We start from the raw sequence: 12,288 nt of genomic DNA on the forward strand, positions 1-12,288 counted from the left end.
TATTGCTGGCCCCGCCCCACATCACCGCGCCGGGCGAGATCGAGACCATCGCCGAAACGTCCGGCAAGACCGTGGATGCGGCCATCGCCTCCTGCCACTGAAAGAAGGAAACGCAATATGTTCCGTCATCTGCTGCTCGCAGCGGCCACCGTCGCCACCGCCTGGGCCGGCGTGGCTTCCGCCGCGACGCTGGACACCGTGCGCCAGCGCGGCACGCTGATCTGCGGCGTGAGCCAGGGCTTCGCCGGTTTCTCGACGGCCGACAGCCGCGGCGAGACGCGCGGCCTGGACGCCGACTATTGCCGCGCCGTGGCCGCCGCCGTCCTCGGCGACGCGACCAAGGTGCGCTTCGTACCCCTGACCGCGCAGAACCGCTTCACCGCGCTGCAGGCCGGCGAGATCGACGTGCTGTTCCGCAACTCCACGCAGACCTTCCTCCGTGGCAATTCCATCGGCCTGCGCCAGCTGCCGGTGAATTTCTATGACGGCCAGGGCTTCGCCGTCCGCCGCGATGCCGGCGTGGCCCGCGTGAACGACCTGAACGGCGCGACCGTCTGCGTCGCCCAGGGCACCACGCACGAGCTGAACCTGGCCGATATCTCCCGCGCCCGGAACATCCGCTTCCAGCCCGTCGTCTTCGAGCGCGTCGACACGATGTACTCGGCCTTCTTCGCCGGCCGCTGCGATGCGATGACGCAGGACGCCTCGGCCCTCGCCGGCGCCATCTCCGTCGCGCCGAACCCGGCCCAGTTCATGGTGCTGTCGGAGACCATCAGCAAGGAGCCGCTCGGCCCGTTCGTTCGTAACGGCGACGACCAGTGGGCGAACATCGTCACCTCGGTCCATTACGCGCTGATCGAGGCGGAAGAGACCGGTGTAACGCAGGCCAATGCCCAGCAGCAGGCCACGAGCAGCCAGGATGCGACCGTGCAGCGCCTCCTCGGCCGGACCGGCGAGTTCGGCTCGCGCCTCGGCCTGGACAATGCCTGGGCGCTGAACATGCTTCGCGCGGTCGGCAACTATGGTGAGGTCTTCGAGCGCAATCTCGGCCAGGGCAGCCCGCTGAAGCTGGCGCGCGGCCTGAACGGCCTGTGGAACCAGGGCGGCCTGCACTACGCCATTCCGTTCCGGTGACAGCTTGCGCGGGGCGCGGTCCGGACCAATCTGATCCACGAAGGAGATCGATCATGATCCTGAGAATGCTCCGCGCGAAAAGGCGCCTGGCGAAAGCGGCGATTGGCGGTGCCTTTGCCGCCGGCGCCGTGGCGGGTGGCACGGCGGCCGCCGTGGCCGTGACGGGCGTCGCCCTCACCGGCGCGGTCGGCGTGGCAGGCCTCTGCGCCCTTAAGCGCGTGAAGGACAAGCGCGAGGCTTCCGCCTCCGCCTGACAAAAAGCCCCATCGGGCAAAAGCTGACCGTGATCTCCGAAGGCGATCACGGGACGTAGGGGGGAGGGCAGCGCGCCCTCCCCCTTTTCGTTTCAGTCGCCCGCAGCGACTGGCGGCAGGTAGATGGCGCCGCCATTGCCGCGGAAATTCGCGCTCATCTCGTCCATGCCCTTCTGCGCGGCGTCGCGGATCTCCTGCGTGATCTTCATCGAGCAGAATTTCGGCCCGCACATCGAGCAGAAATGCGCGAGCTTGGCGCCCTCCGCCGGCAGCGTCTGGTCGTGGAATTTCTCCGCCGTTTCCGGGTCCAGGCCGAGATTGAACTGGTCGCGCCAGCGGAACTCGAAGCGCGCCCGAGAGAGCGCATCATCGCGCATCTGCGCCGCCGGATGCCCCTTCGCCAGATCCGCCGCATGGGCCGCGATCTTGTAGGTGATCACGCCCGTCTTCACGTCGTCACGGTCGGGAAGACCGAGATGCTCCTTGGGCGTCACGTAGCAAAGCATGGCGCAACCGAACCAGCCGATCATCGCCGCCCCGATGCCCGAGGTGATGTGGTCGTAGCCCGGCGCGATGTCGGTCGTCAGTGGCCCGAGCGTGTAGAAGGGTGCCTCGCCGCATTCCTCGAGCTGCTTGGTCATGTTGACCTGGATCTTGTGCATCGGCACGTGGCCGGGGCCCTCGATCATCACCTGCACGTCCTGCTCCCAGGCAACCTTCGTCAGCTCGCCCAGCGTCTCGAGCTCGGCGAATTGCGCGCGGTCATTGGCGTCGGCGATGCTGCCGGGCCGCAGGCCGTCGCCCAGCGAGAAAGAGACGTCATAGGCGCGCATGATCTCGCAGATCTCGCCGAAGCGCTCGTAGAGGAAGCTTTCGCGATGATGCGCCAGGCACCACTTCGCCATGATCGAGCCGCCGCGCGAGACAATGCCGGTGACGCGCTCGGCCGTCAGCGGCACATAGGCGAGGCGCACGCCGGCATGGATGGTGAAGTAGTCCACTCCCTGCTCCGCCTGCTCGATGAGCGTGTCGCGGAAGATGTCCCAGGTCAGTTCTTCGGCCTTGCCGCCCACCTTCTCCAGCGCCTGGTAGATCGGCACCGTGCCGATCGGCACCGGGGAGTTGCGCAGGATCCATTCGCGCGTCGTGTGGATGTTCCGGCCCGTGCTGAGGTCCATCACATTGTCGGCGCCCCAGCGGATGGCCCAGACGAGCTTGTCCACCTCTTCCGCCACCGACGACGACACCGCGGAATTGCCGATATTGGCATTGATCTTCACGAGGAAGTTGCGGCCGATGATCATCGGCTCGCTCTCGGGATGGTTGATGTTCGCCGGGATGATGGCGCGGCCGCGGGCGATCTCGCTGCGGACGAATTCCGGCGTCACATGGTCAGGGATGGAGGCGCCGAAGCTCTCGCCATCGCGCTTGCCAGCCAGTGCAGCCGCCCGCCCCATATTCTCGCGGATCGCGATGTATTCCATCTCGGGCGTAATGATGCCGGCGCGGGCATAGGCCAGCTGCGTCACGGCCTTCCCGGCCTTGGCGCGCAGCGGCAGGCGGCCCTGACGATCGAAGAGAGGAACGCGGCGTTCCTCGCCCAGCTTCAGGCCGTCATCCTCGGGCTTCTGCTCGCGGCCGGCGATGGCCTCGACGTCGCCGCGGGCCATGATCCAGTCCCGACGATGCGGCGAAAGGCCGAGGCCAATATCGGTGACGACACGACCATCCGTATAAGGTCCTGAGGTGTCATAGACCCGCAGGGCCGGCTCTCCGCCGGAGACGTCGATCTCGCGCATGGCGACGCGAATCTGCGGATGGATCTGGCCGGCGACATGGACTTTACGGGAAGCGGGCAGCGGGCCCGTGGTGACGCTGGGGCCTTGTGGCGGCAGGCTGTCTGGCATTTCTGGTGCTCCCTTCGCAAAAAACGACACGAAGGGTGGTGGTGACGAAAACGCCATTTTTCCCATCCCTCCGCCGGCATGACCCGGATCAGGTTAGAAGGGTCACCGCGTCGCTCGCGGAATCTCAGCCCTGCAGAAAGGGCCCCCCTTGGATGGCTGAACCCTGCGCCGCTTCGACGGGAGATGTCAATGGATCGAGAAGGCCGCGGCGCCGTGGCTTTGCACAGGCGCGCCGCGACGCGAAGCGGTCAGCTTCGCTTCATGTGCATCGTGTAGGTCGCGACATCGGTGCGATAGGTCGTCCGCGCGACTTGCAACACCCTGCCCGACGCACCGCGGTTGATGCGCGTGATCACCAGCAGCGGATCACCGGCGCGGACGCCCAGGATGCGGGAGACCTCCGCCGTCGCGCGCGTCGCGGTCATGGTCTGGTCGAGCTCGGTCATGCGCTCACCGCTCGCGCGCTCCGCGGCTTCCACCAGCAGCGGATAGCGCGGAAGCCAGCTCTCGGGCGATTGCTTGGCGACGACCTCCCCGATCGCCGGGGGGTAGAAGACGTCGGTTATCATCAGCGGCGTTCCCTCGCGCACCCGTGCGATGCGGAGGTGCTGCCCGGGCTCACCGGACGTTAGGCCCAACACCTCGGCCGCCCAGTCCGGAACCGGGCGGCGGCCGCTGTCGAGCAGCCGCACCTCGGCGAGGCGGTTCGCGATCTGGATCTCGTCGATGCTGCCCAGGCCCCATTCCGGCGTCGGCGCGCGGGGTGCGGCCACGAAGGTCCCCCGCCCCTGCCGGCGCTCGATCAGGCCGCGCTGCTGCAATTCCCGCAGCGCACCGCGAACGGTGATCATGCTCACGCCGAAGTGGTTCGCGAGCTGCTCTTCCGTCGGAAGCTGCGTGCCCGGAACCAGCCGCAGCTTGCCCACGACCTTCTGAACCTGATCGGCGAGCGCCTGATAAAGCGGCGTCCGCCCGGCCGGCAGCCGGCCGAACTTCGACGCCGCCACGGAACCCCCGCTTGCCGCCATGTGCCGTCCGCCGTCCATCACCATTCCCCGAAGAACATTCGCGGCTCATGGCACGTCCCGACCAGACAAATCGACGGAAAAGGCGCGCCTCCCCCTCAGATCGTCATGAGGGCTGCATTGCCGCCGGCGGCGGCCTCGTTCACCGACAGCGTCCGCTCGGCGACGAGGCGCAGAAGCGCTGCGGGCTCCACTCGGTCAATTACGGGAATGAGCGCCCCCTCCCGAAAGGCAAAGGTCTTCCTGGCCTCCTCGGCCTGCCCGTCCGTGAGCGCCAGCACGGCCGCGCAATCCGCCAGGCGCCAATCCTCGACGACACCGATGCGCAGCCCGTCCGGCAACAGCGCATTCAGCGCTTCCGCCAATGAGCCAGAGGGCGCGAGGGCGGTATTGCCGGAAGCCCAGGCGGCGGCGACACCGGTCAGGAGACCAGACAAATCCCCTGCCAGAACCAACACCTTCCCCCGTCCGGCAAAGCGGAGCGTGTTCGTCTCTCCCACCGGTCCTGGCAGCGTGAGGTTGGCCGGAAGCGGCGAGGCCGAACGCAGCTCGGCCAGCAGTTCCGCCAAAGGCGCCGCTTCCGGCAGGGCGGCAAGCCGGTCGAAGGCCTCCAGGACGCCCTCGTCCCGCACGCCTTCGAGGCACGGCACGGGTCCGGCACGCATCAGCCGTCGCAGATAGAGCGGGCCGCCCGCCTTGGGCCCGGTCCCCGACAGCCCCTCGCCGCCGAAGGGCTGCGCGCCGACCACCGCGCCGATGATGTTGCGGTTCACATAGGCATTGCCGACATGCGCGCGCTCGACGACGAAATCGATCGTCTCATCGATGCGGGAATGCACGCCGAGCGTCAGGCCATAGCCGGTCGCGTTGAGCGCCTGGACCAGCTCGCCCAGCCTCTCCCGATCGAAGCGCAGCACGTGCAGGACGGGGCCGAATACTTCGCGTCCCAGCTCGGCGACGGAGCCGATCTCGATCAGGCTGGGCGGCACGAAGCTACCCTGCGCCGCGTCGGCGGACAGCGGCAGCGTCAGCCGCGCGGGATGCCGTGCCAGATGGCCGCGCAGATTGGCCTCCGCCTCGACATCGATCACCGGGCCCAGATCCGTCTCGATGCGCGAGGGGTCCCCGATGACGAGCTCCCTCATCGCGCCTTCCAGCATCTCCAGGATATGGGGAGCAACCTCCTCCTGGAGACAGAGCACACGCAGCGCCGAGCAGCGCTGGCCCGCGGAATCGAAGGCCGAGGCCAGCACATCCGCTACCACCTGCTCGGCCAGCGCGGAGCTGTCCACGATCATGGCGTTCTGTCCGCCCGTTTCCGCGATCAGCGGCACGTCGCCGCGCGTGGAAAGGCTTCGCTGCAGCAGCCGCGCTACCTCGGTCGAACCGGTAAAGACCACGCCCTGACAACGCGGATCCGCCACGAGGCCGCCGCCGATGCTCGCGCCGTCCCCGGGCAGGAGTTGCAGGACGTCCGGCGGGATACCGGCTTCGTGCAGCAGCCGCACCGCCTCGGCGGCGATCAGCGGTGTCTGCTCGGCGGGCTTGGCGATGACCGTGTTGCCGGCCGCCAGCGCCGCCGCGACCTGCCCCGTGAAGATGGCCAGCGGGAAGTTCCAGGGGCTGATGCAGACCACGGGCCCCAGCGGCGTACCGGGCAACGCACGCGCCTGTGCCGCGTAATAGCGCAGGAAATCCACCGCCTCGCGCAACTCGCCTATGGCATTGGCCATGGTCTTGCCGGCCTCGCGAATGGCGAGCGGCACGAAGGTATCGCGCCGCGCCTCGAAGAGATCGGCCGCCCGCTCGAGGATATCCGCACGGGCGTCGGCTGGTCGGGCCGCCCAGTCCGGCGCGATTGCTTCCGCCCTGGCCAGCGTCTGCGGAACGGCCTCGGGCGGTGCCTCATGCACCAGCCCGACCTGGTCGCGGCGGTCGGCGGGGTTGAGAACTGGCCTTCCCGGCCAGGCTTTGTCGCCCGCAGTGAAGCCGATGACCCGGCTGGCCTCGATGGCCACCTGCATGGCCTTCAGGACAGGCGGCGAAGACAGGTCGCTCCCGGTGGAATTGCGCCGATCGCCGAAGATATCCGCCGGCAGCGCGACCCTCGGATGCGGCGCGCCGCCGAGCCCTTCGGCCTCAGGCACCGGATCCTCGGCGAGAGCGTCGATGGGCACGCCGTCATCCACCAGGCGATGCACGAAGGAGGAATTGGCACCGTTCTCCAGAAGCCGGCGGACGAGATAGGCCAGCAGCGTCTCGTGACTGCCGACGGGCGCATAGATGCGGCAGGGCCGGTCGAGCCGGTCGGCCCCCACCACCTGGCCGTAGAGCCCCTCCCCCATGCCGTGCAGGCATTGGAATTCCCAATCGCCCTCGCGGAAATCACCGTCCGCCAGATGGAAGATCGCGCTCAGCGTCTGCGCATTGTGCGTGGCGAATTGCGGAAAGACGTCCGCCCGCGCCTCCAGCAGGAGCTTGGCGCAGGCGATGTAGGAGACGTCGGTGTAGGCCTTGCGCGTGAAGACCGGGAAGCCGGCGAGGCCGTCTACCTGTGCGCGCTTGATCTCGCTGTCCCAATAGGCGCCCTTCACCAGGCGGATCATGATCCGCCGGCGGTACTGGCGCGCCAGGGCGATCACGTGGCGTATCACCGCCGGCGCGCGTTTCTGATAGGCCTGCACGACGAAGCCGAGGCCCTGCCATCCGGCGAGCTCCGGATCGGTGGCCAGGGCCTCCAACAGGTCGAGCGATGGCTCCAGCCGATCGGCCTCCTCGGCATCGATGTTGAAGCCGATGTCGTGGCGCGCCGCGGCCAGGGCCAGACCGCGCAGGCGCGGCAGGAGCTCCTCCCTCAGCCGGCCGGGCTGCGTGTAGGAATAGCGGGGATGCAGTGCGGAGAGCTTCACCGAGATGCCGGGGCCGGCATAAACGCCTCGCCCACGGCCGGCCGCGCCGATGGCCTCGATCGCCGCCCGATACTGCGCCGTGTAGCGCTCGGCATCGCGGGCCGTCATGGCCGCCTCGCCCAGCATGTCGAAGGAATAGCGGAAGCCCTTCGCCTCCATCGGCCGCGCATGGTCGAGCGCCTCGGCGATGTTCCGGCCCAGGACGAATTGCCGCCCCAGCAGCCGCATGGCGAGGTCGAGCCCGGCCCGGATCAGCGGCTCGCCCCCGCGCGCGACGAGGCGCGAGAGGGAGGCGCTCAATCCGCGTTCGCTGTTGGTCGCGACGAGGCGCCCGGTGACGAGGAGCCCCCAGCTGGCGGCATTGACGAAGAGCGAGGGGCTGGCGCCGAGATGCGCGCGCCAGTCGGCGCCGGCCAGCTTGTCGCGGATCAGGCGGTCGCGATTCTCGGTGTCGGGGATGCGAAGCAGCGCCTCGGCCAGGCACATCAGCGCCACGCCCTCCTGGCTGGAGAGCGAGAATTCCCGCATCAGCGCATCGACGCCGGAGGCACGGGATCTTTCGCCGCGAAGCTGGCGGACCAGCCGCATGGTCAACTCGCGAACCGGCGCGTCCAGCTCGGAAGGAAGACGTGCCGCCTCGACGAGGGGCGGCACGCAAATCGGTTCGGGGAGGCGGTCGCCTTCGGCGATCGCGGCGCGCGTGGCTCTCAGGTCCATGTCGCGCAGCGTCGCCTACCTTGGTGGCCTGGGGCTAGCCCTTCCGCTTCACCACGTCCGGGTACATCACGGAATCGCCCGCCTTCCACATGTGGGAAAGCTCCTCGTCGGTGATGTATTCCGCCGTCTTGCCGTTCCGCGAGGTCAGCGTCTCCACGATGATGTTGCGCTTCACCTCGGAGACCAGCACACAGGTGCGGTGATAGGCCTCGGACAGCGTGCGGCCCAGCACGGTGAAGCCGTGGCGCCGCATGATGACGCAGTTGGTGTCCTGGATGAAGGTCTTGATCGGCGCCACATCCTCCTCGACGTTGATGCTGGCCGGCAGGTAGAAGGCCGGTTTCTGCATCAGGAAGCCGTAGGTGAGGCTGAAGCTCCTGATCTCCTCGTAGCCCGAGGCGAGGAAGGCGATGGTTTCGTCGTGGTGCAGATGGATCACCGCATTGATGTCCGGGCGCAGGCGCAGCATCTCGCGGTTCATCTGGTGGCCGACGGTCGTCGCCTTCTCGCCCGCCAGGATGCGGCCATAGGGGATGTCGGTGATGACCAGATCCTCGGCCTCCACCTCCTCCAGGCTCACACCCTGCGGCTTGGCGTAGCAGACGCCATCCGGATAGTCCGGATGCGGCACGCGCACGACCATGCCGCCGACGCTGGAGTTCACGAGGCCGCGCGCCGCCAGCCAATGGGCGTACTTCACATAGGAGCCCGTGACCTTCGGATCGAAGGGCACGTTCGGATCGGGCGTCAGCTCGTTGACGCGATAGAGGGGGGCCTGATTGCCGTCCATGGGGGTCGTTTCCTCTTACTCGGGCTGGATATTGAGCCGATCGGCGAGGGCGCGCCACTTCCGTGCATCCTCGGTGACGATGCGGGCGAATTCCGCCGGCGTCGGCATGGCCGGGGTCACGTCCAGCCTCTCGAGCTCGCTCTTGTTGGGGCCGGAGAGGAAGGCCGTGGCCAGCGCCTGCTGGATGCGCGACGCGATCTCGGCCGGCAGCCCGGCCGGGCCCATCAGCCCGTACCAGAAGGCAGCGTCGAGGTCCGGCACGCCCAGGCTGGAGAAGAGCGGCACCTGCGGCAGCATCGCCGAGGGGCGGCTCAGCGCGAAGGCGGTGAACTTGCCGTCGCGGATCATGGCGGCGGAGCCCGGCGGGTTGTCGAAGAGCAGCGCCACCGTGCCGTTCAGCAGGTCCGGATAGACCTGGGCGGAGCCGCGATAGGGCACGTGCCGCATCTCCAGGCCCAGAATCAGCTCCAGCTGGCGGGTCAGCAGGTAGCCGAGCGTCGTGGAGCCGGGCGAGGCGTAGACGACCTGCCCCGGGTTCGCCTTGATCCGCGCGACCAGCGCGGGGAAATCCGCAGCCTGCGCGGCGGGCCCGCCGATCAGCACATAGGGCGTGTTGCCGATCAGGGTGATGGGCGTGAAGGAGGTCACGGGATCGTAGGGCAGGTCCCGGCGGAAGATGGGCGCCACGGGATGGCTGCTCGAGGTGGCGAGGCCGATCGTGTAGCCGTCCGGCGCGGAGCGGGCGACCGCCTCCGAACCCACGGTGCCGCCGGCCCCCGGCCGGTTCTCGACCACCACGGGCACGCCGAGTGCGTCCGACAGGCGGCGCGTGACGACGCGCGCCGTGGCGTCGGTGCCGCCGCCGGGCGGCAGCGGGACGATGCAGCGGATGGGGCGGGACGGCCAGGCGGCCTGGGCCAGAGCGGGGGCAGTCAGCGCGGAGGTCGCCATCGGGGTGGCGAGAAGCGCGCGGCGCGTGGTGCGGATCATTCTCATCTCTCGTGAAGGGGCGGAGAGACGTCTCCTCGCGGCCGACTTAGCTCCGACTCGTGAAGCTATACTGATCTGCCGCGGGGAATGAGACAAGACACGCCGCGGGGAAGTTGATTCCCCGCGGGATGCTTGGAGTTGCGGGTCAGGCCGCCTTGGCGCCGTTGCGCTCGCGCAGGAAGCGGAAGAATTCCACGCCCTCGCGCAGGCGGCGGACCAGCATCTGGCGGTCCCGCACCATCTCGCCGCAGATCGAGGCAATCTTCGGGGCGCGGAAGTAGAACTTCTTGTAGAAGGTCTCGACGTTGTCGAAGATCTCGGTGTGCGTCAGGTGCGGGTAGGCCAGCGGGGCGATCTGCACGCCGTGGGCATCCACGTAGTCGGTGTTCGCGACGTCGAGCCAGCCTTCCTTCGCCGCCTGGTCGTAGAGGAAGGTGCCGGGATAGGGCGCCGCCAGGCTCACCTGGATGGTGTGCGGGTTGGTCTCGATCGCGAAGCGGATCGTCTCCTGGATGGTCTCCTGCGTCTCGCCGGGCAGGCCCATGATGAAGGTGCCGTGGATCTTGATGCCGAGCTCGTGGCAGTCCTTCGTGAACTGCCGGGCCGTATCCACGCGCATGCCCTTCTTGATGTTGTGCAGGATCTGCTGGTTGCCGGACTCATAGCCCACCAGCAGCAGCCGCAGGCCGTTCTCGGCCATCACCTTCAGGGAGTCGCGCGGCACATTGGCCTTGGCGTTGCAGGACCAGGTGACGCCCAGCTTGCCGAGCTCCTTAGCGATGGCCTCGGCGCGCGGCAGGTCGTCGGTGAAGGTGTCGTCGTCGAAGAAGATTTCCTTCAGCCCCGGGAAGTTCGCCAGGACGTACTTGATCTCCTCGATCACGTGACCGACCGAGCGCGTGCGGTAGCGATGCCCGCCCACCGTCTGCGGCCAGAGGCAGAAGGTGCAGCGGCTCTTGCAGCCGCGGCCCGTGTAGAAGCTCACATAGGGGTGCTTCAGGTAGCCGATGAAGTACTTCTTGTATTCGAGGTCGCGCTTGTAGACCTCGGAGACGAAGGGCAGATCGTCCATGTTCTCGAGGATCGGGCGATCGCCGTTATGGACGATCACGCCCTCGGAATTGCGGTAGGACAGGCCCTTGATGGAGGAGAGGTCCCGCCCCTCGGCCACGTCCTTCACCGTGAAGTCGAACTCGTTGCGGGCGACCCAGTCCACCACCGGCGCGTCGCGCAGGCTCTCATTGGCCTGGACGGCGACCTTGGCGCCGATGAGACCGATCTTGAGGTTCGGGTTCTCGGCCTTCAGGCGCTCGGCGACCTTGATGTCCGAGGCGAAGGAGGGGGTGGAGGTGTGCAGCACCGCCATGTCGAAGTCGCGCGCCATGGGGGCGACGTCGGCCAGGGTCTGGTTGTGCGGCGGCGCGTCGACCAGCTTGGAGGTCGGGATCAGCGCGGCCGGCTGGGCGAGCCAGGTGGGGAACCAGAAGCTCTTGATCTCGCGCCGCGCCTGGTAGCGGGAACCGGCGCCACCATCGAAGCCGTCGAAGGAGGGGGCCTGGAGGAAGAGCGTACGCATCATCGCGGAAGCGACCTTTCGAACTGGCAGTCGGGCCCTGGAATCGCCCAGGCGGAGGAGTCCTCGGACCCCCCTGCCCCATATGGAACGGATGCCGGGTTTGACCAGCGAAAGCAAGCGGCCGTGTGACCGAACGACGAATTCCCCACGTCGTGGCAAGGATGCCCGGGGCTCATGGCCAGGACGCCTTGAGGGCCCGCGGGATCCATCGGCGCCCGGCGACAGTGCCGAGGCAGCGCCGCAGGGCGCGGAGCCAGGCGATTCCGCGCGCCTTCCTTCGCCGAGTGACCGGCAGGAGCGCCGGAAACGGCAGGGCAAAGAGCTTTTCGGACAAAATGGGGTCGGCAACCAACCAGGGCGGGGCCGGCAGGGCGCGCTTCAGGTTGAGGCGGCGGATAAGGGTGATGAGGCGCAGGCCCCGGATGCGGATGGCACGGCGGGCGGCGCGGCAGATCAGGCCTTCCAGGCGGCGGAGGGGGTGATCCGCGGGCGCGCTGGAGAGCGCGATGAGAAGACGTTCCCAGAGGCCGGCATGGGTGAGACGGCGGAAATGGCGGGCGATGGTGTCGTGATTGCCGTAATGCCTGGGGAGTTCACGCCAGGGGCCGTCGGTGGCGGCGAGGCGGAAGATGGCGTTGAAGTGAGCCCGAAGGTCGCAGGGGCGGCCGCGGGTGGTGGTGTTCGGGAGGTGGGGTAGGACGGCCTGCCACTCGGCATCTGAGAGAGGGGTGAGGGGGATGCGGAGGGAAGCGAGCATCACTTATATAGGAATAATGTCCAAATAAACGCAAGAAAATTTCCTCTGATAGGACGCCTTCCACCCTCCACATTGCGACGACAAAGTAACTTGAAATGGCCGGTAGCGGTCTGGCGGCTTCTGACCCCGGAACTCGCCGAAGCGGAAACTCGAACCGCCGGCCCTCTCCTGCCGATGCTGACGATTTGGATAAGTTAGCGTTCAAATCTGTAACACGTCGAGCAAGTTC

9 protein-coding genes and 1 riboswitch are annotated in these 12,288 nt (G+C 67.8%); of the genes, 2 read left to right on the forward strand and 7 right to left on the reverse strand.

Features of this window, described 5'->3' with window-relative positions; genetic code table 11:
- Window positions 1-117: 117 nt before the first annotated feature.
- Both KHU32_RS13520 and KHU32_RS13525 read left to right on the forward strand, forming a co-directional pair.
- Window positions 118-1,134 (forward strand): amino acid ABC transporter substrate-binding protein, encoded by a 1,017-nt coding sequence (locus tag KHU32_RS13520; RefSeq protein WP_213670603.1) that lies wholly within the window; start codon window positions 118-120, stop codon window positions 1,132-1,134.
- A gap of 53 nt (window positions 1,135-1,187) precedes the next feature.
- Window positions 1,188-1,388, forward strand: coding sequence for a hypothetical protein (locus tag KHU32_RS13525; protein WP_213670604.1), 201 nt, complete (start codon window positions 1,188-1,190; stop codon window positions 1,386-1,388).
- 92 nt (window positions 1,389-1,480) lie between these two features.
- On the opposite strand, the gene thiC is transcribed toward KHU32_RS13525, so the two are convergent.
- From thiC to KHU32_RS13560, 7 genes are all read right to left on the reverse strand, one after another.
- The gene (gene thiC / locus KHU32_RS13530) at window positions 1,481-3,295 is read right to left on the reverse strand and encodes a phosphomethylpyrimidine synthase ThiC (protein WP_213670605.1); all 1,815 of its coding nucleotides are present in this window, start codon (window positions 3,293-3,295) and stop codon (window positions 1,481-1,483) included.
- A 48-nt stretch (window positions 3,296-3,343) separates the two neighbouring features.
- Window positions 3,344-3,454: riboswitch (TPP riboswitch) on the reverse strand.
- A gap of 89 nt (window positions 3,455-3,543) precedes the next feature.
- Window positions 3,544-4,341 carry a GntR family transcriptional regulator gene (locus KHU32_RS13535; RefSeq protein ID WP_213670606.1) on the reverse strand — a complete coding sequence of 266 codons (798 nt, stop codon included), beginning with the start codon at window positions 4,339-4,341 and terminating at the stop codon, window positions 3,544-3,546.
- A 77-nt stretch (window positions 4,342-4,418) separates the two neighbouring features.
- Complete coding sequence (gene putA, locus KHU32_RS13540; protein ID WP_213670607.1) at window positions 4,419-7,946, reverse strand: bifunctional proline dehydrogenase/L-glutamate gamma-semialdehyde dehydrogenase PutA; 3,528 nt, start codon at window positions 7,944-7,946, stop codon at window positions 4,419-4,421.
- 34 nt (window positions 7,947-7,980) lie between these two features.
- Window positions 7,981-8,736: a class II aldolase/adducin family protein gene (locus tag KHU32_RS13545; RefSeq protein WP_213670608.1), complete on the reverse strand. Its 756-nt coding sequence runs from the start codon at window positions 8,734-8,736 to the stop codon at window positions 7,981-7,983.
- Between the two features lie 15 nt (window positions 8,737-8,751).
- Entirely contained in the window at window positions 8,752-9,726 is a 975-nt protein-coding gene (locus KHU32_RS13550) for a Bug family tripartite tricarboxylate transporter substrate binding protein (RefSeq protein WP_213670609.1), read from the reverse strand.
- A 145-nt stretch (window positions 9,727-9,871) separates the two neighbouring features.
- A complete protein-coding gene (gene hpnJ / locus KHU32_RS13555) occupies window positions 9,872-11,305 on the reverse strand; it encodes a hopanoid biosynthesis associated radical SAM protein HpnJ (protein WP_213670610.1) in 1,434 nt (477 codons plus the stop codon).
- 169 nt (window positions 11,306-11,474) lie between these two features.
- Window positions 11,475-12,059, reverse strand: coding sequence for a transposase (locus tag KHU32_RS13560; protein ID WP_213670611.1), 585 nt, complete (start codon window positions 12,057-12,059; stop codon window positions 11,475-11,477).
- Window positions 12,060-12,288: the final 229 nt, after the last annotated feature.

This window comes from Roseococcus pinisoli (genome assembly GCF_018413645.1).
Taxonomy (GTDB): domain Bacteria; phylum Pseudomonadota; class Alphaproteobacteria; order Acetobacterales; family Acetobacteraceae; genus Roseococcus; species Roseococcus pinisoli.